Source organism: Ideonella sp. A 288 (genome assembly GCF_002198735.1).
Lineage (GTDB): Bacteria > Pseudomonadota > Gammaproteobacteria > Burkholderiales > Burkholderiaceae_C > Pseudaquabacterium.
Map to the genome: position 1 here is coordinate 47,032 of NZ_MWLO01000139.1, position 25,263 is coordinate 72,294.

At 68.7% G+C, this 25,263-nt stretch carries 19 protein-coding genes and 1 pseudogene; 12 read left to right on the forward strand and 8 right to left on the reverse strand.

Annotated elements, in window-relative coordinates:
- The first annotated feature begins 99 nt into the window (after positions 1-99).
- The 9 genes and pseudogenes from EOINJALH_RS21415 (at position 100) to EOINJALH_RS21455 (ending at position 10,995) form a co-directional block, all read left to right on the forward strand.
- Positions 100-1,980, forward strand: a complete 1,881-nt coding sequence (locus tag EOINJALH_RS21415) for an AMP-binding protein (RefSeq protein ID WP_234413972.1) — start codon at positions 100-102, stop codon at positions 1,978-1,980.
- Entirely contained in the window at positions 1,977-3,650 is a 1,674-nt protein-coding gene (locus EOINJALH_RS21420) for an electron transfer flavoprotein-ubiquinone oxidoreductase (protein WP_088283907.1), read from the forward strand. Before EOINJALH_RS21415 ends, EOINJALH_RS21420 begins: the two co-directional genes overlap by 4 nt.
- A gap of 16 nt (positions 3,651-3,666) precedes the next feature.
- Positions 3,667-4,140 (forward strand): MaoC family dehydratase, encoded by a 474-nt coding sequence (locus EOINJALH_RS21425; protein WP_088283909.1) that lies wholly within the window; start codon positions 3,667-3,669, stop codon positions 4,138-4,140.
- A 13-nt stretch (positions 4,141-4,153) separates the two neighbouring features.
- Positions 4,154-4,903, forward strand: coding sequence for an electron transfer flavoprotein subunit beta/FixA family protein (locus tag EOINJALH_RS21430; RefSeq protein WP_088283911.1), 750 nt, complete (start codon positions 4,154-4,156; stop codon positions 4,901-4,903).
- Between the two features lie 2 nt (positions 4,904-4,905).
- The gene (locus EOINJALH_RS21435) at positions 4,906-5,850 is read left to right on the forward strand and encodes an electron transfer flavoprotein subunit alpha/FixB family protein (protein ID WP_088283913.1); all 945 of its coding nucleotides are present in this window, start codon (positions 4,906-4,908) and stop codon (positions 5,848-5,850) included.
- A complete protein-coding gene (locus EOINJALH_RS21440; protein WP_088283915.1) occupies positions 5,847-6,884 on the forward strand; it encodes a zinc-binding dehydrogenase in 1,038 nt (345 codons plus the stop codon). Before EOINJALH_RS21435 ends, EOINJALH_RS21440 begins: the two co-directional genes overlap by 4 nt.
- A complete protein-coding gene (locus EOINJALH_RS21445; protein ID WP_088283917.1) occupies positions 6,881-8,950 on the forward strand; it encodes a 3-hydroxyacyl-CoA dehydrogenase NAD-binding domain-containing protein in 2,070 nt (689 codons plus the stop codon). The genes EOINJALH_RS21440 and EOINJALH_RS21445 overlap by 4 nt, the downstream gene beginning before the upstream one ends.
- Before the next feature lie 142 nt (positions 8,951-9,092).
- Positions 9,093-10,276, forward strand: a pseudogene (pcaF, locus tag EOINJALH_RS21450) (3-oxoadipyl-CoA thiolase).
- A gap of 65 nt (positions 10,277-10,341) precedes the next feature.
- Positions 10,342-10,995, forward strand: coding sequence for a trimeric intracellular cation channel family protein (locus EOINJALH_RS21455; protein ID WP_088283919.1), 654 nt, complete (start codon positions 10,342-10,344; stop codon positions 10,993-10,995).
- A 578-nt stretch (positions 10,996-11,573) separates the two neighbouring features.
- Here the strand turns inward: EOINJALH_RS21455 and EOINJALH_RS21460 are convergent.
- The 5 genes from EOINJALH_RS21460 to rpoD all read right to left on the reverse strand — a co-directional run bounded on the left by EOINJALH_RS21460 (position 11,574) and on the right by rpoD (position 19,244).
- Complete coding sequence (locus EOINJALH_RS21460) at positions 11,574-12,374, reverse strand: response regulator (RefSeq protein ID WP_144290120.1); 801 nt, start codon at positions 12,372-12,374, stop codon at positions 11,574-11,576.
- A gap of 70 nt (positions 12,375-12,444) precedes the next feature.
- Positions 12,445-14,301, reverse strand: coding sequence for a PAS domain S-box protein (locus tag EOINJALH_RS21465; RefSeq protein WP_088283923.1), 1,857 nt, complete (start codon positions 14,299-14,301; stop codon positions 12,445-12,447).
- Between the two features lie 21 nt (positions 14,302-14,322).
- Complete coding sequence (locus EOINJALH_RS21470; RefSeq protein ID WP_088283925.1) at positions 14,323-16,119, reverse strand: bifunctional diguanylate cyclase/phosphodiesterase; 1,797 nt, start codon at positions 16,117-16,119, stop codon at positions 14,323-14,325.
- A 199-nt stretch (positions 16,120-16,318) separates the two neighbouring features.
- Positions 16,319-16,882 (reverse strand): BLUF domain-containing protein, encoded by a 564-nt coding sequence (locus EOINJALH_RS21475; RefSeq protein WP_088283927.1) that lies wholly within the window; start codon positions 16,880-16,882, stop codon positions 16,319-16,321.
- An 85-nt stretch (positions 16,883-16,967) separates the two neighbouring features.
- On the reverse strand, positions 16,968-19,244 hold the full coding sequence (gene rpoD / locus EOINJALH_RS21480; protein WP_088283929.1) for an RNA polymerase sigma factor RpoD: 2,277 nt from the start codon (positions 19,242-19,244) through the stop codon (positions 16,968-16,970).
- Positions 19,245-19,714: 470 nt separating this feature from the next.
- Between rpoD and EOINJALH_RS21485 the strand changes: the two genes are divergently transcribed.
- From EOINJALH_RS21485 to EOINJALH_RS21495, 3 genes are all read left to right on the forward strand, one after another.
- Positions 19,715-20,344: a Spy/CpxP family protein refolding chaperone gene (locus EOINJALH_RS21485; protein WP_144290121.1), complete on the forward strand. Its 630-nt coding sequence runs from the start codon at positions 19,715-19,717 to the stop codon at positions 20,342-20,344.
- 66 nt (positions 20,345-20,410) lie between these two features.
- Positions 20,411-21,115 (forward strand): response regulator, encoded by a 705-nt coding sequence (locus EOINJALH_RS21490; protein WP_088283933.1) that lies wholly within the window; start codon positions 20,411-20,413, stop codon positions 21,113-21,115.
- Positions 21,116-21,237: 122 nt separating this feature from the next.
- Entirely contained in the window at positions 21,238-22,593 is a 1,356-nt protein-coding gene (locus tag EOINJALH_RS21495; protein WP_088283935.1) for a HAMP domain-containing sensor histidine kinase, read from the forward strand.
- Between the two features lie 7 nt (positions 22,594-22,600).
- Here the strand turns inward: EOINJALH_RS21495 and EOINJALH_RS21500 are convergent, their stop codons facing one another.
- The 3 genes from EOINJALH_RS21500 to EOINJALH_RS21510 all read right to left on the reverse strand — a co-directional run bounded on the left by EOINJALH_RS21500 (position 22,601) and on the right by EOINJALH_RS21510 (position 25,230).
- Positions 22,601-23,992 carry an MATE family efflux transporter gene (locus EOINJALH_RS21500; RefSeq protein WP_088283937.1) on the reverse strand — a complete coding sequence of 464 codons (1,392 nt, stop codon included), beginning with the start codon at positions 23,990-23,992 and terminating at the stop codon, positions 22,601-22,603.
- On the reverse strand, positions 23,989-24,453 hold the full coding sequence (locus EOINJALH_RS21505) for a DUF3717 domain-containing protein (protein WP_088283939.1): 465 nt from the start codon (positions 24,451-24,453) through the stop codon (positions 23,989-23,991). Before EOINJALH_RS21505 ends, EOINJALH_RS21500 begins: the two co-directional genes overlap by 4 nt.
- Before the next feature lie 84 nt (positions 24,454-24,537).
- A complete protein-coding gene (locus EOINJALH_RS21510) occupies positions 24,538-25,230 on the reverse strand; it encodes a DNA alkylation repair protein (protein ID WP_158219846.1) in 693 nt (230 codons plus the stop codon).
- Positions 25,231-25,263 lie beyond the last annotated feature (33 nt).

Below are 25,263 nucleotides of genomic sequence, written 5' to 3' on the forward strand. Positions count from 1 at the left end.
ATGCAGGCCGATCCGACCACCGAATCCAGCATCGTCTGGCGGCCGGACGCCGCCATGGTCCAGCAGGCCAACCTGACGCGCTTCATGCAGGCGCAGGGCGTGGACAGCTTCGAGGCGCTCAACGACCGCGCTAACCAGGACCCCGAAGAATTTCACGACGCGCTGATTCGCTTCCTGGACTACCGGTTCGAGCGCCCGTATGCGCGCGTGCTGGACCTCGACCAGGGACGCCCGTTCGCACGCTGGTGCGTGGGCGGCGTGACCAACGTGGTGACGAACTGCCTTGACCGCTGGCGCACGAGCGCTCGCTACGACCAGGCGGCACTGGTCTGGGAGGGTGAAGACAGCACTGTGACCACCTGGACCTTCGCCGACCTAGACCACGAGACCTGCCGGCTCGCCTGGGGTCTGCGCAAGCTCGGCATCGGCCGCGGCGACGTGGTGGGCATGTATCTGCCCAACCTGCCGCATGCCGCCGCCGCAATGCTGGCCGTGGCGAAGATCGGCGCCATCGTGCTGCCGATGTTCTCGGGCTTCGGCGCCGAGGCCATCGCGCAGCGTCTGAAAGACGGTCGCGCCGTGGCCGTCATCACGGTGGATGGATCGCTACGGCGCGGAAAGGCGGTGGGCGCAAAGACGGTCGTCGACCATGCGCTGGTCCAGTGCCCCAACGTGCGTCATGTCGTGGTGCTCCGCCATCTGGCGGCGCCGCACGACTGGGTCTACGGGCGCGACCACTGGTGGGACGAACTCGCCAGCGACGTGCCGGTTGACGTGGCCGACGTCGCGACAGAGCCCATGGCGGCCGACGCTCCCTTTCTGCTGATGTTCACTTCCGGCACCAGCGGCAAGCCCAAGGGCGTGGTGCACTCGCATTGCGGCTTCCCGATCAAGACCGCGCTGGACCTGTCGATTTGCATGGACCTGAAGGCCGGTGACCGCTTCCTGTGGATGTCCGACATGGGTTGGCTGGTCGGGCCGATGCTCGTCTTCGGTGGCCTTCTCGTCGGTGCCACAGTGGTGCTGGCCGAGGGTGCGCCGAACTACCCGCAGCCGGACCGCCTTTGGCGGTTGGTCGAGCGTCACCGCGTCACCTATCTGGGTGTGGCGCCGACCATTGCGCGGCTGTCGATGTCGTTGCCCGACGCGACGCTGGCCGATCGCGACCTGAGCTCGCTGCGCGTGATGATCTCCACCGGCGAGCCCTGGACGCTCGAGGCCTGGCGCTGGACCTTCGAGCGCATCGGCAAAGGCCGCGTGCCGCTGCTCAACTTCTCGGGTGGCACCGAGATGGGCGGCATCCTGACCGGCACTGTGATCCATCCGCTCAAGCCCTGTGCCTTCGCGGGACCCGTGCCCGGCACCGGCGCCGACGTGGTGGATGCCAATAGCGGCGAATCGGTGCCCGTGGGCGTGACCGGCGAACTGGTGATGCGCACGCCCACCATCGGCCTGACGCGCGGCCTGTGGTTCGACCGCGCGCGCTACCTGGACAGCTACTGGTCGCGCCTGCCGGACCTTTGGGTGCATGGCGACTTCGCCAGCCGCGATGCCGATGGCATGTGGTATGTGCACGGCCGCTCCGACGACACGCTGAAGATCGCTGGCAAGCGCACCGGGCCTGCCGAGATCGAGGCCCTGCTGATGGCCACGGGGCTGTTGGAGGACGCCGTCACCATCGGCGTGCCCGATCCCATCAAGGGCACGGCCGTGGTGTGCCTGTGCGTGGCACGTCCGGAGACCGATCGCGAGACGGCGGTGAAGACACTGTCGTCCGCAGTCACTGCTGGTCTCGGCGGTGCCTTCAAGCCAGCCGACGTGGTTTTCGTGCCCGACCTGCCCCGCACCCGAAACATGAAACTGATGCGGCGTGTCGTCCGCACGGCCTGGCTCGGCGAAGAAGCGGGCGACCTGAGCACCCTGGTCAATCCGGAAGCCGTGCAGGCGATCCGCGACGCACGCCCCGCAACGACATCATGAATGCTGTGGAACTGCTAGAGCGCTTCGGCCCGCGCGAAGCGATGGACTACGACGTGGTCATCGTCGGCGGCGGCCCGGCGGGCCTGGCCACCGCGATCCGCGTGAAGCAGCTCCACGCCGATGCGTCGGTGGTGGTGCTCGAGAAGGGAGCAGAGCCCGGCGCGCACATCCTCTCCGGCGCGGTGATGGACCCGCGAGCCCTCACGGAACTGCTGCCGGATTGGAAGTCGCTGGGCGCCCCTCTGCTGCAGCCGGTGACGGGCGACGACGTGCTGTTCCTGTCCGAATTCGGCAGCCGCCGGGTGCCGGACTGGCTGGTGCCGCGCAACCTGCACAACGACGGCTGCTACATCGTGCAATTGGGCCATGTCGTGAAGTGGCTAGCCGAGCAGGCCGAGAGCCTCGGCGTGGAGATCTTCCCCGGCTTTGCCGCAGCCGAAGTGCTCTTCGACGAACAGGGCCGGGTCAAGGGTGTGGCCACGGGTCATCAGGGACTGGGCAAGGACGGCGAGCCAACGGCCAGCTTCCAGCTCGGCATGGAACTGCTCGGCCGCTATACCGTGTTCGCCGAAGGCGCACGAGGCCACCTCGGCCGCCAGCTGATCGAGCGGTTCAAGCTCGCCGAGGGGAAGGACCCGCAGAGCTTCGCGCTCGGGCTCAAGGAGTTGTGGGAGATCGACCAGGCGAAGGCACAGCCGGGCCTGGTCGTGCACACGGCCGGCTGGCCGATGACCGACGAGAGCTTCGGCGGCGGCTTTCTCTACCACCTGTCGGGCAATCTGGTCACCCTCGGCCTCGTGGTCGGCTTGGACTACTCGAACCCGTGGCTGAGCCCGTTCGAGGAATTCCAGCGCTGGAAGACCCAACCCGCGATCCGCGCCCACCTCGAAAGCGGCAAACGCATCGGCTACGGTGCGCGCGCCATCAACAACGGCACGCCACAGGCGCTTCCCAAGCTGGTGTTCCCCGGCGGCGCGCTGGTGGGCTGCGATGCCGGCTTCCTGAACGCCGCGCGCATCAAGGGCAGCCATGCAGCCATCAAGAGCGGCATGTTGTGCGCCGAAGCCATCGCGCCCGCGCTGGCGGCTGGTCGCTCGCACGACGAGTTGAGCGCGTTCCCCGCGGCGTTCGAAACGAGCTGGCTGAAGCGGGAACTCGACCAGCAGCGCAACTTCAAACTCTGGTTCAAGAAGGGCCCGCGCATCGGGCAAGTGATGACGGGTGTCGAGCAATGGCTGCTGCCGAAGCTGGGCGTCACCACACCGCCCTGGACACTGCACAACAGCCGGCCCGACCATCTGGCCCTGCGGCCGGCCGACGAGTGCGCCCGCATCGAGTACCCCAAGCCCGACGGCACGCTCAGCTTCGACCGCCTGAGTTCGGTGTTCGTCAGCAACACCAACCACGCCGAGGATCAGCCGGCGCACCTGACGCTGAAGGATGCGTCGGTGCCGCTCGCAGTGAACCTCGCCCGCTACGCCGGCCCGGAAAGCCGCTACTGCCCTGCCGGGGTCTACGAGTTCGTCTTGGGGGCTGACGGCCAAGAGCGACTGCAGATCAACGCCCAGAACTGCGTGCACTGCAAGACCTGCGACATCAAGGATCCGACGCAGAACATCGTGTGGGTCGCGCCCGAAGGCGGCGGCGGCCCCACCTACGCCGGCATGTGACTAGGAGCACACGACCATGAACGAACTGGGCGGCTACGACGTCGAGGACCTTCGTCCCGGCATGCACGCGACCTACTCGAAGACGATCACCGAAGCCGACATCGTGCTGTTCGCCGGCGTGTCCGGCGACAACAACGCCGTGCACACCAACGAGGAGTTCGCGCAGACCACTGATTTCGGCGGGCGCATCGCGCACGGCTTCTTGACAGCGAGCGTGATTTCCGCCGCCGTCGCGAACCGCCTGCCCGGTCCGGGCACGGTGTACCTCGGCCAGCAGCTGAAGTTCCGCGCGCCGGTGCGGCCGGGCGACACGGTGCACGCCACGGTCAGCGTGGTGAGCATCGACGAGGCCAAGGCGCGCGCGGTACTGTCGACCACCTGCCGCGTTGGCGACACCGTCGTCATCGAGGGCGAGGCGACGGTGATGACCACCTCCGTGACCCGCCGCCTGGCCCCGCGCGTCGCGCGCGAAGCGGTCGAAGCCAACTGAAAGGACCCCTCCCATGAAGATCCTCGTGCCCGTGAAGCGGGTGGTCGACTACAACGTCAAGGTGCGCGTCAAGAGTGACGGCACTGGCGTGGACATCGCCAACGTCAAGATGAGCATGAACCCCTTCGACGAAATCGCCGTCGAAGAGGCCGTTCGCTTGAAGGAGAAGGGCGTGGCCACCGAGGTCATCGCCGTCTCCTGCGGCGTGACGCAATGCCAGGAGACGCTGCGCACCGCGATGGCCATCGGCGCCGACCGCGCCATCCTCGTCGAGACAAGCGAAGAACTGCAGCCGCTAGCCGTGGCCAAGCTGCTCCAGGCGCTGGTCGACAAGGAGCAGCCCGGGCTGATCATCCTGGGCAAGCAGGCGATCGACGACGACTGCAACCAGACCGGCCAGATGCTCGCCGCCCTGGCCGGCCTGCCGCAGGCCACCTTCGCGAGCAAGGTCGAGGTGACCGACGGCAAGGTCCAGGTCACGCGCGAGATCGACGGCGGCCTGGAGACGTTGTCGATGGCGATGCCGGCGGTGGTTACCACCGACCTGCGCCTGAATGAGCCGCGCTACGTGACGCTGCCCAACATCATGAAGGCCAAGAAGAAGCCGCTCGAGATCGTCAAGCCGACAGATCTCGGCGTGGACGTCACGCCGCGCATCAAGACCCTCAAGGTCAGCGAGCCGCCCAAGCGCGGCGCCGGCATCAAGGTGCCCGACGTGTCGACCCTGGTGAACAAGCTGAAGACCGAAGCGAAGGTGATCTGACCATGGCCGCACTCGTCATTGCCGAACACGACAACGCCCTCATCAAGGGCGCCACCCTCAACACCGTCACCGCTGCGCTGGCATGTGGCGGCGACGTGCACGTGCTCATCGCCGGCACCAACGCGGCGGGCGCCGCGCAGGCCGCCGCTCAGATCACCGGCGTCTCGAAGGTGCTGCATGCCGACGCCCCCGGCCTCGACCACGGTTTGGCCGAGAACGTGGCAGCGCAGGTCGTCGCTCTTGTTCGACATGAGGCCAAGGGCTACAGCCACCTGCTTTTCCCGGCCACCGCGGCGGGCAAGAACGTGGCGCCGCGTGTGGCCGCGCTGCTCGACGTCGCCCAGATCAGCGACGCCACCAAGGTCATCAGCGCCGACACCTTCGAGCGCCCGATCTACGCCGGCAACGCCATCGCCACCGTGCAGAGCAGCGACGCGATCAAGGTCATCACCGTGCGCACGACCGGCTTCGACGCCGCGGCGGCCACAGGCGGCAGTGCCCAGGTCGAGGCGCTGGCGGCGGTTGCCGATGCCGGCACCTCCGCCTTCATGAGCAGCGAGATCGCCAAGAGCGACCGGCCCGAGCTGACGGCGGCCAAGATCATCGTCAGCGGCGGCCGTGCGATGGGCAGCAGCGACAAGTTCAACGAGGTGCTGACGCCGCTGGCCGACAAGCTCGGCGCGGCGCTGGGCGCCAGCCGCGCCGCGGTGGACGCCGGCTACGCCCCGAACGACTGGCAGGTCGGCCAGACCGGGAAGATCGTCGCGCCGAGCCTGTACATCGCCTGCGGCATCAGCGGCGCGATCCAGCACCTGGCCGGCATGAAGGACAGCAAGGTGATCGTTGCGATCAACAAGGACGCCGAGGCGCCGATCTTCAGCGTGGCGGACTACGGCCTGGAGGCCGATCTGTTCGCTGCGGTGCCCGAGCTTGTGAGCAGCCTGTGAAGGCGGCATACCTCACCGGTCATGGCGGCAACGAGGTCGTTGCCGTTGGCGAACGTCCGCGACCGGAACGACGGCCCGGCGATGTGCTGGTCCGCCTGCGCGCGGCGACCGTCAACCGCGTCGACCTCTACATGCGCGACAGCGGGGCCGGCATCACCCACGCGCTGCCCTTGATCATGGGGCTCGACGGCGCCGGCGTAGTCGAGGAGATCGATGCTGACGAGCGGGCGCTGAGTGTCGGCCAGAGCGTCGTGCTTCACCCCGGCATTGGCTGCGGTCGCTGCGAGTTCTGCCTGCGGGGCCGCGACACGCTCTGCACGTCGATGCGCCTGCTGGGCGAGCACCGCGATGGCACCTTCGCCGAGTTCGTCAGCCTGCCAGCGCGCAACGTCTTTGCGATTCCCGAAGGCCTGAGCTTCGGCGAGGCGGCCGCCCTCGGGGTCAACCACATCACCGCATGGGGCATGCTGCACGGCAAGGCGCGCATCCAGCCGTGGGAGACGGTGCTGATCTTCGGCATCGGTGGCGGCGTGTCGCTGGCCGCGTTGCAGCTGGCAAGGCTGGCCGGCGCACGCGTGCTCGTCACATCGCGGGACCCGGCCAAGCTGGAACGCGCGCTGTCGCTCGGCGCCGACGCCGCGATCGATGGTCGTGGCGACGTCGTTCGGCAGGTCATGGCCGCCACCGACGGCCGCGGCGCCGATGTCGTGATCGAGAACGTCGGTGCCGCCGTGTGGACCTCGGCGATGAAGTCGCTGGTGCGCGGCGGCCGCCTGGTGACCTGCGGCGCAACGACCGGCGACCAGCCGCCGGCCGACATCCGCCGCATCTTCATCCGGCAACTGCAGATCCTTGGCTCGACGATGGGCGACCTCGGTGAGTTCCGCGACCTGGTCGCGCTCGTGCAGCGCAGCGGCCTGAAGCCGGTGATCGACAGCGAATACGCGCTGGACGAGGTGCACGCTGCGCTCGACCGCCTGGCGTCTGGTCAGCAGTTCGGCAAGGTGGTGATCAAGATCGGAAGCGGTTCATGAGTTCCATTCGCAGTGTCGTTCGTCAAGAGGCGATCGGCCCGGTCCTGCTGATCACCATCGATCATCCGCCAATCAACGCCACGTCGCACACCGTGCGTGCAGGCCTGGTCTCGGCAGTCGACGAGCTCAGCCGCCGCCCCGACCTCGCCGCGGCGGTGCTGATCGGCGCCGGCAGCACCTTCATTGCGGGTGCAGACATCCGCGAGTTCGGGCAACCGGCGTTGGAACCGTCGCTGCCGGCGGTGATGGCGGCGATCGAAGCCTGTCCCAAGCCGGTCGTCGCCGCGCTGCACGGTTCGGCCCTCGGCGGTGGCCTCGAAGTCGCGCTGGCCTGCGATGCACGCATCGCGCTGAAGGGCACCAGCCTCGGTCTGCCTGAGGTGACGCTGGGCGTCGTGCCAGGTGCGGGTGGCACGCAGAGGCTGCCGCGCCGCGTCGGCCTCGTGCGCGGAATCGAGATGGTCGGGCGTGGCGAGCGCATCTCCGCAAATGAGGCCCTGAAGCTGCGCCTGCTCGACGCCGTCGTGGAGAGCGAGCTGCAGACCCAGGCGATCGCGCTGGCGACCCGTCTGGACGGCCGCAAGTGCCGCATCCGCGACGAAGCCGTCCCGCCGACCGACGAGCAGGTCGTCGACCAGGCGGCCCAGGCCGTCGCAAAGGCCGGCAAGCGGCGCCCTGCCGTGCTGGCGGCGATCGAGCTGGTGCGCGATGCGGCCCGCCTCCCCTTCGACGAGGGCCTGGCGAAGGAGCGCGCGTGCTTCCTCAAACTGCGCGATTCCACCGAGGCTGCGGCTTTGCGGTACCAGTTCTTTGCCGAGCGCGAAGCCACGCGCCTGCCGCGTGAGCTGAACGCGCAGCCGCGCCTGTTGAAGACCGTCGCGGTGATTGGTGCGGGCACCATGGGCAGCGGCATCGCCATCGCCGCGCTTGACGCCGGCATCACCGTGATCCTGCTTGAGCAGGACCCCGAGGCGCTGCAACGCGGGCGCGAGCGCGTCGCCGATCATTACCGCCAGCGTGTCGCGGCCGGCAAGCTGGAGGCCACGCAGGCGTCGGCCACTGAAGCGCGCTTGTCGACATCGCTCGACTGGGCCTTGCTCGCCCAGGCGGACCTCGTGATCGAGGCGGTTTTCGAGGATCTGGCGGTCAAGCAGGAGGTCTTCCGCCGCATCGACACGCATGCGCGCCCGGGGGCGGTGCTGGCCACCAACACCTCGTATCTGGACGTCGATGCCATCGCGCAGGGGACGAACCGCCCGCAGGACGTGCTCGGCCTGCATTTCTTCAGCCCGGCGAACGTGATGAAGCTGCTGGAGGTGGTGCGCGGCGCGCAGACGGCACCCGATGTGCTAGCCACCGGCAACGCGCTCGGCAAGGCGCTGCGCAAGATGCCGGTGCTGTGCGGCAATCGCTTCGGCTTTATCGGCAACCGCATCTACAACGCCTACCGCATGCAGTGCGAGTTCATGCTCGAGGACGGCGCGTGGCCAGAGGACGTGGACCGCGCGCTCGAAGGCTTCGGCTTCGCGATGGGCCCGTTCGCGGTGGCCGATCTGTCGGGACTGGATATCGCCTGGCGCATGCGCCGGGCGCGCGCCGCGATGCGCGATCCCCGCGAGCGCTACGTCCCGGTGCTCGACCGCCTGTGCGAACAGGGGCGGCTGGGTCGCAAGGCGGACCGTGGCTACTACCTGTACGACAACGGCAAGCAGGTCCGCACGACAGATGCTGATGTGCGCGCAGTGATCGAGCAGGCCTCGGCCGAGCGCGGGATCACGCGGCGCGCGCTGGCCGCTGACGAGATCGTCCGGCGTGCCCTGGCGGCCATGGTCAACGAGGCGGCGCTGCTGCTCGCCGAAGGTGTGGCCCAGCGCGCCGGCGACATCGACGTCGTGCTGGTGCAGGGCTACGGCTTCCCGCGCTGGGAGGGCGGACCGGTGTTCTGGGCGCGCCAGCAGAATCGCGCCTCGCTCGATGCCGAGATGCTGCGCCTGGGCGATGCCGTGGGCTTCGGCTTCGTCGGCGGCGACCTGTCGAGGCTGCTCGAGGTTCCTGCCCCCGCCTGATCCAAAGACCGTTCAAGACATCGTAGGCCTGACTCACAAGCAGGCCTACGAAGCGATCTACCTGCTGGCTGTGGTGACGCCGATCCTCACCAACGTGCTGGCCATCGTCGTCGCCATGGCGATCAACTGACCAAGGACCATCATGACCCACGCCTTCATCTGTGACGCCATCCGCACGCCCATCGGGCGCTATGGCGGTTCCCTGTCGTCGGTGCCGTACCCATTCGGTCGCTGATGGCGCGCAACCCCGGTGTCGACTGGGCGGCGGTGGACGACCTGATCTACGGCTGCGCCAACCAGGCCGGCGAGGACAACCGCAACGTCGCTCGCATGAGCGCGCTGCTCGCCGGACTGCCGGAGGACGTGCCCGGGGCGACGATCAACCGCCTGTGCGGCTCAGGGATGGATGCGGTTGGTACGGCCGCACGTGCGATCAGGAGCGGCGAAGCCGAATTGATGATCGCCGGCGGGGTCGAGAGCATGAGCCGGGCGCCCTTCGTGATGCCGAAGGCCGATTCGGCCTTCAGCCGCAGCAACGCCGTCTACGACACCACGATCGGCTGGCGCTTCGTCAACCGGCTGATGAAGGAGCAGTACGGCGTCGACTCGATGCCGGAGACAGCTGAGAACGTCGCCACGGACTATCGCATTGAACGGACGGCGCAGGATCGCATGGCGCTGGCCTCGCAGCTCAAGGCGGTCGCGGCACAAGAGTGCGGGTTCTTCGACGCGGAGATCACGCCTGTGACGATCGCGCAGAAGAAGGGCGACCCGCTCGTGGTCTCGCACGACGAACATCCGCGCGAGACATCGTTGGAGGTGCTGGCAAAGCTCAAGGGCATCGTTCGTCCTGATGGCACGGTGACCGCCGGCAATGCCAGCGGCGTCAACGACGGCGCCTGCGCGCTCCTGCTGGCGAGCGACAAGGCCGCTTCCCGCCATGGCCTGACCCCTCGGGCACGCATCGTCGGCATGGCCACTGCTGGGGTCGCGCCGCGCATCATGGGTATCGGCCCGGCACCCGCGACGCGCAAGGTGCTCGCGCTGACCGGCCTGACGCTTCAACAGATGGACGTGATCGAGCTGAACGAAGCCTTCGCGGCGCAAGGCCTCGCCGTATTGCGCGAACTGGGGCTGGCTGACGACGACCCGCGCGTCAACCCCAACGGCGGCGCGATTGCGCTCGGTCATCCGCTGGGCATGAGCGGCGCGCGTCTGGTCACGACTGCGATCAATCAGTTGCACCGCATCTCCGGCCGCTATGCCCTGTGCACGATGTGCATCGGCGTCGGTCAGGGCATCGCCATCGTCGTCGAGCGTGTCTGACGCGTGTCTGTGCCAGCGCACAGGCGGTCTACGATCCGGACTTCAGCATTTCAGGTTACTTCACGATGGCAGGCAGCGCGCCCTGGGTGTTGAGTCAGGTTCAGGTGGTCGCTGAGGCCATTGCCACCGTCGCCTTTGCACTCTCGGGCGTCATCGAGGGAGCGCGAAAGCGGCTTGATGCAGTCGGCATCTGCGTGGTCGGCGGCCTGGCCGCATTCGGTGGCGGCACGGTTCGCGACGTGATCCTGGACCGTCGCCCCCTATTCTGGGTCCAGCATGCCGGCTGGCTGTGGGCTTTGCTGGCCTTGTGCATTGCCGCGATGATCTTCATGCGGGCACGCCATCTCGAACCGACAGAACGTGCGATGCAGTGGCCTGACGCGATCGGCCTGGGTCTCTTCACCGCGAGTGGTACCCAAATAGCGCTTGACGGTGGAATGCCCACAATCGTCGCCGTTCTTCTTGGCATGGTGACTGCTGTGTTCGGAGGGGTGTTGCGCGATGTCGTCTGTAACGAGATACCGCGCGCCTTCAATGATCATCGGCCCTATGCGATTTGTTCCTTTGCCGGTGGATGGGTGTTGGTTGCGGCGCAATCAGTTGCCATGCCCGGTTGGGTCGCGCTCACCGTCGCTGCCTTGGTGACGACTGGTTTGCGCGCCGCTGCGGTCAGGTGGAATTGGCACCTGCCGGCATGGCAGGCATCTCGAGGTCGCTGAGCGTTGCTCGGAGGACATGGTTCCGCTTTGGGCTTGCACGAAGGACTGCGTTGGGTCGCGAAGAGCCGATCGCCTTGGCGGGTAGGAGTCGTTCGGCCCCTCGCCTGGGCCATCGTTATTGAGTGGCCGCTGCTGAGGGTGCAGCGGTCGGTCGCCTCGCAAGACGACGAATGGCAGGTTCCGACGGCGGCTGTCATTGGGCCGCAAAACCTGACCGGCTGCAGTCAGTCTCTACCGGGCGCACTGACTCTTAGCCAGTTTTCCTTAGCCCGGCTGGTCCTGGGGCCCCGACGTACCAATCAGAGCCACGGGCAGGGGCGGCACAACTGCAGTCTTGGAAGCGTCTGTTCTATATGGGGTGGGTAAGGGGTTTCGGCAACGTGGTTCCCGTAAGTTGTTGTCGGAATTTGAATCTCGGAAGACTCCTTCTCCGCCAGCAGGCGCCCGGTTCGCAGGACGTTCGCGGATCGGGGTGCACAGACAAAGGCCACCCTCGGGTGGCCTTTTTCCTGGGTGGTGCGTTGTCCGATGCTGGGAGCTTGGCCCCGGTGCGGCACCGGCGACACGCGGCCGGCGCTTCACGGCGCCAGCACCGCCCGGATCTCGCGCAGCAGCAGGTCCGAATCGATCGGCCGCCGAACGTAGCGCACGGCACCGAGGGCCAGGCCGCGCGTGCGCGACTCGGTGTCCCAGTGGGTGGACGACAGGAACAGCACCGGGATGTGCCGCAGGGCCGGGTCGGCCTTCAGCGCGGTGATGAACTCGAAGCCGTCGCCTTGCGCCATGCCCACGTCGGAGAGGATGAGCTGAGGCAGGCGTTCGCGCGCCAGCGCCAGGGCATCATCCATCGTGGTGGCCGTCAGCACCTCGTAGCCATGCGGTTCGAGCAACCCGCGTTTCAGCTCGAGGTTGATCCGCGTGTCGTCGAGCGCCAGCACCGTGGCCAGCCGCGGGCGAGGCACGGTGGCGGCCGGCACCGCGGGCGGTACCGATGTCTGGCCGACCCGGTCGCCATCGGGCAAGTGGCGCCGGATCAGCGCGATGAAGCCCGTCGGGTCGATCGGTTTGGAGATGTAGCCGTCGAACCCGCGGCCGAGGATGCGGTCGTCGTCGCCGGTCATGGCAGATGCGGTCAGCGCCACCAGCGGCACGCCCCGCAGTGCGTCCACCTCGCGCAACTGACGCACCACCTCGAAGCCATCGATGCCGGGCAATTGAAGGTCGCACAACACCAGATCCGGCCGCTCGGCGCAGGCCATCGCCACGCCGGATTCGCCGTCGAACGCGGTCAGTGCGCGGCAGCCGGATGATTTCAACAGGTACACCACCAACTCGGCGTTGGCCAGGTTGTCCTCGATGACCAGCACGCACGGCTTCATGGCGCCAGGCATGCCCCCGCCCACGCTCGGCCGGACCGCGCGACGGCGGCCCTGCGGGGCGTCCAGGGCGTCATGGCCGGGGCTCCCGGTGCAACACCAGCGTGAACCGGCTGCCTTCGCCGAAACGGCTGTCGAACTCGATGCGGCCGCCCATCAGTTCGGCCAGCCGGCTGCACAGGTACAGCCCGAGGCCGGTGCCTTCGACCCTTGGCCGCCCGGCCGGTGCAACGATCTGCGAGAAGGCCTGGAACAGCCGGTCCTGGTCTTCAGCGCGGATGCCGGTGCCGGTGTCGATGACCGAGAGGCGAACCTCCCCCGACGATCCGCTCCCATCGGCCTCGAGCACCAGCGTCACCCGGCCCTGGTCGGTGAACTTGATGGCGTTGTTGGCCAGGTTGATCATGATCTGCTGCACCGCGCGACGATCGGACCACACGGTCACTTCCCTGGAGGGCACCTCGAGTCCGAGCACCAGGCCTTTGGACTCGGCAGACAGTCGCAACGTGGACGCCACCTCGTCGAGCAGCGGCTGCAGCGCCAAGGGCGCGAGTTGCATGTCCACCTTGCCCGACTCGATCTTTGCGACGTCGAGCAGGTCATTGATGAGCGACAGCAGGTGCTTGCCGCTGGACTGCACCATGCCCAGCTGGTGCTCTTGCTCGGGCGTCAGCGGGCCGGGCAATTTCATCAGCAGCACGCCGGTGAATCCGATGATCGCGTTCAGGGGCGTGCGCAGTTCGTGGCTCATCGTGGCCAGGAAATGGTCCTTGGCGCGGTTGGCGCGCTCGAGTTCGATGTTCTTGTCGTGCAGGGCGCGCTCGACGCGGCGCCGCTCGGTGATGTCGCGGATCGAACTGCTGACCAGGGTACCGCCTTCGTTGCGCAACGGGCTCAGGCTGATCTCCACCGGAAACTCGGAGCCGTCCTTGCGCCGGCCCAGCAGTTCACGTCCCGCGCCCATCGGCCGCACCCGGGGATCGTCGAAGAAGCCGGCCCGATACTCGGGGTGGCGACCCCGAAAGCGCTCGGGCACCAGGATCTCGATCGGATGCCCCAGCAGTTCGTCCCGCGGATAGCCGAACAGCCGCTCGGTCTGCACGTTGACGAGCACGATGCGCCCGGCGGGGTCGGCGATCACCATCGCGTCGGGGGCGGATTCGAGCAGGCTGCGGAACTTCTCTTCGGCGCGGCGCCGTTCGGTGATGTCGCGCACGGCCGACATCACCAGCGGACCGACCTCGGTCTGCAGCGGACACAGGCTGATCTCGACCGGGAACTCGCGCCCGTCGCGGTGCCGGCCGTGCAGTTCGAGGCCGTTGGCCATGGCCCGGATGTGCGGCTTGGACACGTACTTCAGGCGATGCTCGACGTGACGCTGGCGCAAGGCGCCCGGCAGCAGCATTTCCACCTGCTCGGCCAGCAGTTCGTCGCGGCCGTAGCCGAACAACGCCTCCGTCTGGCCGTTCACCAGCACGATGCGGCCGGTGTGGTTGACGATGACCACGGCATCGGGCGTGGGCTCGAGCAGTTCACCGTAGCGCGACTCGATCAGCCGCGCGTCGCGCGACAGCTTGAAGTGCGTCACCTCGGTCAGGCTGATCGCGATGCGCGGTTCGCCATCGTGCGGGCCGGGCACTTCGCGCGACGCCATGTTGACGTAGATGAGTGCGCCATCCTTGCGCCTGCGCACCACCTCGTGGCGCAGCAGGCTGCCGTCGTAGTGGTTGCGGCGCGGCTCGGGTTCGCGCTCGAACTGGCCCGGCGCGCCGATCACGTCGTCGAGCCGGCGCCCGACGGTCTCGGCGTCGGTGTGGCCGAAGGTGGCTTGTGCCGCCTGGCTCCAGCCGAGGATGTCGCCGTGGCGCGACACGACGATGAGCACGCCAGGGGCTTCGGCCAGCAGCAGCCTGGACAGCTCGGTGTTCATTCAGGGGGCGCGGCCGGCCAGTCAGGTCAGACCAGGCCGCTCGCCGAGCATCGAGGTGCACTCGTCGGCCGGCAGCGGGTGGCTGAACAGGAAGCCCTGGATCTCGCAGCCGCCCGGGCCGGCGTCGACGGCGTGCTCGCGCAGGAAGGTCACCTGCTCCTCGGTTTCGACGCCCTCGGCCAGCACCTGGATGCCCAGGTCGTGCGACAGGGTCAGCACCGCCGCTGCAATGGCGCGGTTGGTGGGGTCGCTGCCGATGTCGCGCATGAACGACTGGTCGACCTTGATGCGGTCGAACTGGAACGTCTTCAGGAAGCTCAGGCTCGAGTACCCGGTGCCGAAGTCGTCGATCGAGATGCTCACGCCGATGGCCTTGAGCCGGCGCATGCGCTCGATGCAGTCCTCGTCTTCGAGCACGGCGGACGACTCGGTGATCTCGAGCTCCAGCCGCTGCGGATCGAGCCCGCTGCGGTCCAGCGCGTCCTGCACCGCCGTGACGATGGCGTCGCTCTTGAGCTGCCGTGGCGACACATTGACCGCCATGGTCTTGCATTCCAGACCGGCCTCGAGCCACTGCTTCGCCTGATGGCAGGCACGCTGCAACACCCATTCGCCGATGGGCACGATCAGGCCGGTGTCCTCGGCCAGCGGGATGAATTCGGTCGGGCCGACCAGCCCCAGTTGGGGGCTGCACCAGCGCAGCAGGGCCTCGAAGCCGCACAGGCCGCAGTTCGGCAGCACCACGCGCGGCTGATAGTGCAGCACGAACTCGTCGCGCTCCAGGGCATGGCGCAGGCCGTGCTCGAGCGCGAAGCGACGCTGGCTGCGGGCCGCCAGGTCGGCGGTGCAGAAGCGGTGGCCACTGACGCCGTCGCTCTTCACCTGCGCCAGGGCCATCGTGGCCGCCTTGATCAGGCTGGCCGGGTCCTTGCCGTCGTGCGGCGAGGCGGCAATGCCCACACGCGGCGACACCACCACCTCGTGGCCCGCCACGGCGAAGGGTTCCGACAGCGCACCGATGGCCTCGCCGACCGCGCCCACGGCATCGGCCGCGTCGACCAGGTCGGGCAGCACCAGGATGAATTCGTCGCCGTCCAGTCGCGCAATCAGCTCGTTGTCGCGCGACACGCGGCGCAGCCGGGCCGCTGCCTCGCGCAGCAGGGCATCGCCAACCATGTGGCCCAGGGTGTCGACGACGTTGCGGAAGCCTTCGAGGTGCACCATCGCCACCGCCGTGCTGCGGCCGCGGTGCTGGGCGGCGGCCACGGCGTCGGCAACGCGGTGCTCCATCGCCAGGCGGTTGGGCAGGCCGGTGAGCAGGTCGTGCTGGGTCAGATGGGCCAGCTGCTCGGCCAGTTCGGCCTGGGTCAGAAGATCTTGCTCGAGCTGCCGGTTGGCGGCCTCCATGGCCGCCGCCTCGGCGCGCAGCTCGGCGTTGCGGAACAGCGCGACGAAGACCTCGACCTTGGAACGCAGCACCGTGGTGTCGATGGGCTTGAAGAGGTAGTCGACCGCACCGGCCTGATAACCTTTGAGCAGCATGGCACCGTCGGGCGAGTGGGCGGTGACGAAGATGATCGGCGTGCGGCTCGAGCGCTCGCGCTGGCGGATGAGCCTGGCGGTCTCGAAGCCGTCCATGCCGGGCATCTGCACGTCCATCAGGATCAGTGCGAAGTCGCGCTGCAGCGTCTGCCGCAGCGCCTCGGCGCCCGAGCCAGCACGCACCAACTCGACCCCGGTGTGGTCGAGCATGGCCTTCAGCAGGTACAGGTTGGTGGGGTTGTCGTCCACCATCAGGATCGCGGGAAGCGGGTTCATGCGGCAAGGATCCTAAGCGAACGCAACTTCCGGCGGTGCAGTTGGGCGCAAATCGATCGGCTGGAACCTGTGTGCATGACCGCCAGACCGTGGGCGACTCGCCAGCCCTTGCTTGTACCCGTTGCATCCATCGCCTGCAACGGTCGACGGGCCGAACCTGACCCGTCGCAGGGGACTTGGTCGCAGGCGGCCAGGCCGATCAGGCCCACGCTTGGTGACCCCGCCGAACATGGGTCGGCGCGAGCCGCCTGGCGCGATCGGCAGACAGATCGAACAGGGCTGCCGCCACCGAATGCCGGCCGCGTTGCCAGAAGTTCGTCAGCAGGTCGCGCGCGCCGAAGCCCGGCTGCTCCATGCGGGCCAGGCTGTCCATGACCAGCGCATCCTGCCCGCTGGTCTGGGACTGGCCGCACTCGTCCACCACGCGCATGGCCATGGCCCAGTGGCCGAACTGGCGCTGGCCGATCGGCTGGCGGAGCAGGTCGATCACGCCGTAGTGCAGCGGATCGGACTTGATGACCCCATACACCGTGGACAGTCCGGCCGCCGTCCCTTCGATGTACTGCATGAAGGCGCCGCCGGCGTACAGCAGCAGGCCGGTCACCTGCTCGTCGTGGTTGCGCGCCTGGGCGCGCGCCTGCAGGTGCCTCAACTCTGCCAGGGACAGCAGGCGTGCGGCCGTCGAGACATAGAGGATGGCGTACAGGTCCACCGGAGGGGGCGCCTGCCCCCTCGTCGTGTCGTCGTTCTCGGCGTCGGTCATGTCGGTCGGTGTTCGATCGAGTGCAGCGCCTCGAACATCGGTTGGAACAACGGCCGCGCGCGCGGCCTGGCGATCGCGCCCGGGACTACAGCGATTCGGCGTACATGCGGATCTTGTCCGCACGGCTCGGGTGCTTGAGCTTGCGCATCGCCTTGGCCTCGATCTGGCGGATGCGTTCACGGGTCACGTCGAACTGGTTGCCCACTTCCTCGAGCGTGTGGTCGCTGCTCATGTCGATGCCGAAGCGCATGCGCAGCACCTTGGCTTCGCGAGGCGTCAGGCCATCGAGCAGTTCGCCGACCACCGCGCGCAGGTTGGACTGCATCGCCGCGTCCATCGGTGCCACGTTGTGCTGGTCTTCGATGAAGTCGCCCAGCGTGGTGTCGCCGTCTTCGCCCACCGGCACTTCCAGCGACACCGGCTCGCGCGCGATCTTCATGATCTGGCGGACCTTCTCTTCGGTCAGTTCGAGCTTCTGCGCGATGGTGGCCGCATCGGGCTCGTGGCCGAACTCCTGCAGGTGGGCTCGGCTGACGCGGTTGATCTTGTTGATCGACTCGATCATGTGCACCGGCACCCGGATGGTGCGGGCCTGGTCGGCGATCGACCGCGTGATGGCCTGGCGGATCCACCACGTGGCGTAGGTCGAGAACTTGAAGCCGCGGCGGTATTCGAACTTCTCCACCGCCTTCATCAGGCCGACGTTGCCTTCCTGGATGAGGTCGAGGAACTGCAGGCCGCGGTTGGTGTACTTCTTGGCGATGGAGATCACCAGCCGGAGATTGGCCTCGATCATCTCGCGCTTGGCGTCGAGCGACACGCGGTCGCCCTCGTTCATGCGCTTGTGGATGGCCTTGAGCTCGTCGAGCGGGATCACCGCAGCGGTCTGCAGGCCGATGAGCTTGGTCTGCCATTCCTGGATCGCCGGCACATTGCGGCCGAGGACCGCGCTGTAGGGCTTGCCGGCGGCCACTTCGCCCTCGACCCAGGCCAGGTTCAGCAGGTTCGGCGGGAACTGCTCGATGAAGCGCTGCTGCGGCATACCGCACTTGTCGACGACGATCTTGCGGATCTCGCGCTCGCAGCGGCGCACGTGCTCGACCTGCGCGCGCAGCATGTCGCACAGCCGGTCGCTGGTCTTGACCGTGAAGCGCAGCGTCATCATCTGCTCGCTCAGCGCCTGCTGGGCCTTGCGGTAGGCGGGCGAGCCGTGGCCGGTCTTTTCGTGCGCGTGGCGCAGCTTGTCGAAACTCTGGCGCATGGCCGCGAAGCGCTCGAGCGCTGCGGTCTGCATCTCGTCCAGGCGGCGGGTCATGGCCTTGCTGCCGCCACTGCCGTCGTCGTCGTCCTCGGAGTCGTCGAACGAGTCGACGTCTTCCTCGGCCACGTAGTCGTCCGCTTCACCGGCCACGACGAAGCCGTCGACCAGATCGGAGATCTGGATGGTGCCCTTGGCCACCTTGTCGGCGTCGGACAGCACCTCGGCCACGATGGACGGCAGCGCCGACACCGCCAGCATCATGGCCTGGCGGCCGCCTTCGATGCGCTTGGCGATCTCGATCTCGCCCTCGCGGGTGAGCAGGTCGAACGAGCCCATCTCGCGCATGTACATGCGCACCGGATCGGTGGTGCGGCCGAACTCGGAATCGACCGTGGACAGCGCGGCCTCGGCGGCCTCCTCGGCTTCTTCATCGCTCGCAGCCGTACCCGTGCCGCCGGCCACCAGCAGCGTGGCGGTGTCGGGGGCCTGCTCGTACACCGCGATGCCCATGTCGTTGAGCATCTTGATGATCGCCTCGATCACCTCGGCGTCGACGAGTTTCTCGGGCAGGTGGTCGTTGATCTCCTGCTGCGTCAGGAAGCCGCGGGTCTTGCCCATCTTGACCAGCGCGGTCAACTCGCGCCGGCGCTTTTCGATCTCTGCCTCGGTGAGCAGGGTGACGTCGAGGCCGAACTCGCGGATCAGCGCGCGGGCCTTGGACTTGGGCACCTTCACCCGCAGCGGCTTGACCTTGGCCTCGGGGACGTCGGCCTCGGGGATGTCCACCACGTCGGCGGCGATGGCGTCGATGTCGTCGCCCAGCAGGTCGTCGTCACCGATCAGTTCGGGTTCGGCGTCCGGCAGCGCGACCACCGGCTTTGCGCGCGTGGCCGCTGCGCCGCGCTTGGCGGACGCCTTGGCGTCAGGGACCTTGGTGCTGGGGGCCTTCGCAGCGCTGGTCGACGGCTTCACGTTGGCCGCCGCAGCCGGCGCCTTGGCGGACGCCCGCGCGGCCTTCTTGGGTGGCACCACCGCCTGGGGAGCGATGGCCACCTCGGCAACGGACTCAGTGGTTCGACGAACAGGCTTCTTGGTGGTCATGCGGATCCTGAAGGGTGGTGCTGGCCTGGTCGGGACGGTCCGCAAGGCTGGGTGACAGCGGGGCTGTCGGGTGAAGAAGACAAGAGACTGAACGTCAGGATTCACCGTCGGAATCCCACGCTGGCACATGGGGGCTGAAGCCCGGAAGAAAAGGCCGCCATCTCGGCAGCCGAGGCTGCGTTGGAGTCGGAGGACACGGGCCTCGCGACCGGGCCGACCGCGGCTGGCTTCGAACGTCCGGATGGCCCCACCGGACCTCACAGCCTGGCCCGCGGCGCTCGAGGTTGGCCGAACGGTCTGTTCGGATTCCCGCGCGCGCGGAAAACCGACAATCATACGGCAGTTGCGATCCTGGATGTTGCCCTTGTCGCCGTCCGCGCGGCAAATGACCGGGGTGTTCGCGCAAATCAGGGTGCTGCCGCACGGGGCCGTCGGCGTGCCCCCTTGGCTGTTTACGGATCTTTACCGCGGTGACCCAGCCCCGATACGGGGGCTGCCCAGAATCCTCCTTACCCTGTTTCCCTTCCGAGGACATCATGACCAAGACACCCTACGCCCACACCTGGATTTCCCTTCGCCGCACCGCCGTGGCCTGCGCAGTGTTGCTGGGCGCGGTGACCGCGGTCCAGGCGCAGCCTGGCATGCACGGCGGCCCTGGCATGCACGGCGGTCCCGGAATGCATGGTGGCCCGGGCATGCGCGAGCCCGGCATGATGGGCATGGCCGGCCCTGGCCGGCACCTCGAACGCATGCTGTCGGGCGCGGGTGCCAGCGCAGAGCAGCGCGCCAAGGTGCGCGACATCATGGCCGCCGCCCGCGACGAGGTGCAGCGCCAGCGCGAGGTCGGCCGCGATGCCCGCCAGCAGATGATGCAGTTGATGCTGGCGCCGCAGGTCGATCCGGCAGCGGTTGAGGCCGCGCGGCAACGCATGTCGGTGGCGCACGATGCGACGAGCAAGCGCATGGCACAAGCCATGCTCGACGCGGGCGGGGTGCTCACCCCCGACCAACGGGCGAAGCTGGCCGAGCGCATGAAGGCCCGTGGTGAAATGATGGAACGCCACCAGCGCGAGCGTGAAGCGCTGCAACCGAAGGGCTGACGGCCCGGGTGGCGCTGGTCCCTGCGGCGTCGGCCGCAGGGCAGATCTCAACGACACACGGATGACATGAGCGCTCGACTGCTGTTGATCGACGACGACGCCCGGCTGGTGGCCATGATCGGTGACTACCTGCGTGCCAATGGCTACGACGTCGACACGGCCGGCACGCTGGCAGCCGGCCGGGACAGCCTGAGAGTGGGCAGCTACGACGCCTTGCTGCTCGACCTGATGCTGCCCGATGGCGACGGGCTCGACCTGACGCGCGAACTGCGCTCCGACCACCGCCTGCGCCGCCTGCCGCTGCTGATGCTCACGGCGCGCGGCGAGCCGCTCGACAGGGTGGTGGGGCTCGAACTGGGGGCCGACGACTACCTGCCCAAACCCTTCGAGCCGCGCGAACTGCTGGCCCGAGTCAAGGCCTTGCTTCGGCGCGCCCACCCGTCGCCGTTGGCCGACGACGTGCTGCAGTTCGGCCGCCTCGAGATCGACCTCGCGGCTCGCCAGGCCCGAATCGACGGCAAGGTCTGCGACCTCACCAGCCACCAGTTCGAGTTGCTGGTGGTGCTGGCGCAGAGCGCTGGTCGGGTGCTCACCCGAGACCAGATCATGGACACGCTCAAGGGCCATCCGATGGAGGCCTTCGACCGCAGCATCGACGTGCACGTCTCGCGCATCCGCGCCTGCATCGAGGATGACCCCAAGAACCCGCAGCGGGTGCTCACGGTGCGCGGTTCCGGCTACGTCTTTGCCCGAAAGCAGGACGCCGAGTGACCAGCGGCGGCCTTGCCACCGTGCACTGCCGGCCGTCACGCGGGGCAGCGCTCGAGTCAACGAAGGGGCGTCCCCGAGTCGACTCACCCGCCCGGCCTGCGGGCGCACTGCACGGGCACTGAGTGCGTTCGCTCTACCTGCGCATTTGGTTGACCGTGGTGCTGGCGCTGGCGGCCTTCGCGCTGGCGTCGGGTTGGCTGTGGCAACAGCACCTCGACCAGGAGCGCGCACGCTTCGAGGTCTCCGCCGGCGAACGCATCGCCGCCTGGGCCGAACTGGTGCAGCGCTCGATGCCCTCGGCCGATGCGCCCGCGGACGAGCAGGCCGATGCGCTGCGCGACTGGTCGGTGAGGCTGCGTGTGCCGCTGGCCCTGGACGACCGGCAGGGGCAGCGTGTGGTGGCTTCGGACAGTTTCCTTCGGCGCGAAAGCGATGGTGGCCCGCCGGCGATGTCGGTCAAGCTCGATGACGGCCGCACCCTCTGGATTGCACGTCGCGTGCCGCGGCGTGGGCCCGGCATGGTCGGTGGTGCGCCGCCGCGCGACGGGGGTGGCCCGCCGGGCGTGATGCCGGCGCCCATGATGCCGATGCTGGGCTTCGGCCTGCCCTCGGCCGTCGGCCCGGTGCTGCTGATGCTGTTGGTCTTCGTGGCGGTGGCGGCCGGCGCCTACCCGGTGGTGCGGCGGCTGACCAGCCGGCTCGAGGCGCTGAAGAAGGGCGTCGAGGTCTTCGGTGGTGGCGCGCTCGGGCACCGGGTCGACGCGTCGGGCCGCGACGAGGTGGCCGCCGTGGCCTCCACCTTCAACCGCGCTGCCGACCGCATCGAGACGCTGGTGCGCTCGCACCAGAGCCTGCTGGCCAATGCCAGCCACGAACTTCGCTCGCCGCTGGCGCGGTTGAAGATGGCCGTGTCGATGTACCCCGACGCCACCGGCGCCCAGCGCGACAGCCTGCGCCACGAGATCGAGACCAACGTCGGCGAACTCGATGCCCTGGTCGAAGAGGTGCTGCTGGCCAGCCGGCTCGATGCCGCGCAGGCGCTCGACACGGACGAGCCGGTCGACCTGCTGGTGCTGGCCGCCGAGGAGGCTGCCCGTGTGGGTGCCGAGGCTGGTGGCGTCGCCCTGGTGGTGCAGGGCAGCGAACGCCTGCTGCGCCGCGCGATGCGCAACCTGCTCGAGAACGCCCGCCGCTACGGCCAGAAGGACGTGGAGATCACCGTGGCGCGAGAGGCCGACGGCCGCGCCGGCTGGCGTGTGTGCGACCGCGGGCCGGGCGTGCCCGAGGCCCACCGCGAGCGCATCTTCGAGCCTTTCTTCCGCCTGCCCGGCCATGCCGAGCGCGAGGGCGGCGTGGGCCTGGGTCTGAGCCTGGTGCGCCAGATTGTCGAGCGCCACGGTGGGCAGGTGCAGTGCCAGCCGCGCGCCGGCGGTGGCACCTGCTTCGTTGTGTCGCTGCCCGGCGATCGCGTGCGCTGAACCGCGGTCAGCGCGCCTCGGCAGCCGATTCGTTTGCCTGTTGCCGCAGCACCCAGGCCAGGAACAGCGTCAGTCCGGCGGCCGCGCAGACCAGGCCGACGGTGGAGGCGGTCCAGAACCCGACCGCGCCACGCCAGGCCAGTGGCACGGCCTCGAAGCCGCCGAAGGCCATCGCGTAGCCACCACCCAGCCCGACGCCCCACAGCGCCACCGCGTAGATGACCAGTGGCACGGTTGCGATGTGCCAGGCCCGCAGCACGAAGGCCGACAGCGTCTGCGCCGCATCGGCGGCATGGAACAGCGCCACCCAGGCCAGCAGCGGCATGGCCGCGCCGATGACCGCCGGGTTGTCGGTGTACAGCCGCAGCACCGGCTCGCGCGCCAGGTACACCGCGGCTCCCAGGGCCGTGGCCAGCCCCACGGTGAACTGCCAGCCGTGCCAGCACAGCCGGCGCGCATCGGCCAGGTCGCCCGCACCGATGCGCTGGGCCACCAGCGTGCTGGTGGCATTGGACAGGCCCAGCGGCATCATGAACAGCAGCGACACCAGGTTGGCCGCCAGCTGATGGCCGGCCACGGGCGTCTCGCCCAGGCGGGCGATGAAGATCGCCATGAAGGCAAAGCCCGTCACCTCGACCAGCACCGAGGCACCGATCGGCAGGCCCAGGCCCAGCAGGGCCTTCAGCGAGCCCAGGTGCAGGGGCCGCAGGCGTGGCAGGCCCAGTTCGAAGCGGGCATAGAACGGGTCGCGCCACAGCAGCACGCCGCCGGCCAGCACCTGTGCCCACATCGCCACCAGCGTGGCGATGCCACAGCCCACCACCCCGAGCGCCGGGATGCCCAGCAGCGGCACGCCGCCGACCAGCGCGAAAGACAACGGCACCTTCAGTGCCAGCGCGGCCACCTGGATCACCATCACCGCCTTGGGCCGCGACACCGCGGTGTTGAAGGCGCGGAACACCGTGAACAGCAGCGAGCCCGGCAGCGAAAAGGCCAGGGCCAGCAGGTAGCCGCTCACCTTGTCGGCGACCTCCGGGCTGGCCCTCGACAGCGACAGGAACGGCGCCGGGAACGCCAGCAGGCCGCTGCCGACGAGCGTCAGCCCCAGCGCCAGCCACAGGCCCTGGTGGAACTGCTCGCCAGCCTCGGCATGGCGGTGCGCACCGTGCAGGCGGCCGACGATCGGCCCGATGGCCAGCACGATGCCCATCAAGCCGATGAACACGGTGATGTAGGCCGCCGAGCCGACGGCCAGCGCCGCCAGGTCGGTGGCCGAATGGCGCGCCACCAGCATCGTGTCGACGGTGGCGAAGGCCAACACTGCGATCTGCCCGACGAACACCGGCCAGGCCAGCGGCACGATGCGGCGCACGCTGTGCGAGAGGCTGCCGGCGCTCATCGGCGGCTCATGGGTCCGGGCCCCAGGCTGTCCGGCGGGGGGTGGTCTTCGCCGCTGGCCTGACGGGCGCGTTCGGCATAGCGGTTGAAGCGCCAGGCCGTGGCCTCCAGCGTGATGCGGCGCCACACCAGCCGCTTTTCGCCGGGGCTCATGCGCGGCCAGTGCTGCACCTCGTCTTCGGTGCGGCCACAGCCCTTGCACAGCGCATCGCCCTGGGCGGTGGAGCAGATCGCGATGCAGGGGGCGTCGGGGGTGTGCGCATACCAGGCCAGCCAGGCCGCCCGGGCGGCGGCGGGCAGTGTGTCCTCGTCGGCCAGCGGTTCACGGTAGTACACCATCAGCGCGTACACCTCGGCCAGCGCCAGCACCTCGGCGCAGGCGGTGATGCCGTCGATGGACGGTGATCGAGTGCGCCACCAGTTGATGGCGGACTCGATGTCGGTGATGTGGAGGCCGGCCATTGGGGCGGGGCAGGGCGGGGCTGCACCGTGGAAGGGCCGCAAGGATAGCGCGACGGCGGCCGGCGGCGCGGCAAGAGGTCGGGTTCAGCGCTGCGGTGGACGCGCCAGGCGGACCTGCACGGCGCCGCCGAGCAGTTCGCGGCGCGCGTCGGCCGCGATCCACCGGGCCGACGGCGTGCCGCGTGCCGCGATGCGCCCGGCCGCTGCCAACGCTTCGGCGTTGAGGGCGGCATTGCGTTTGCCGATTCCGCGCAGCGCCCAGTTGACCGCCTTGCGGACGAGGTTGCGCCCATCGTCGCTGGCCGCCTCGACAAGTGCCAGTGCCGCGACGAAGCGGGCGTCGTCGGTCGACTTGTCGTGCACCGCCAGGCAGGCCAGCAGCGCGAAGGCGGCGCGGCGCACGAACTCGTCGCGGCGGTCGGCCCACGCGTCGACCCGTCCCCAGGCCAGTGGCGACCGCCGGTAGGCGTTGTTGCAGGCCTGGTCGCACACGTCCCAACTGCGCGCGGTGCGTGCCCAGGCGTCCATCTGGCGCACGGCGAAACGCGCGGGTTCGGCCACCATCGAGGCCAGGATTTGCGCATCCGGCACGCCGGTGTCCCACAACGCGCCGGCCAACGCGTGGTCGGGGCCGAACCGCCGGCCCAGGCGACGCAGTTCTGGCACCGACACCCCCAGGCGGTTGTCGCCGGCCATGCCGAAGCGGGCCATCGCCGGCAGTTGATCGGGGCGGGCATGCTGATGCAACGCAGCCAGTGCATCGTCGAGGCGGGCCATGGACCGCATTCTGCGGGAGCCGACAGGGCGTCG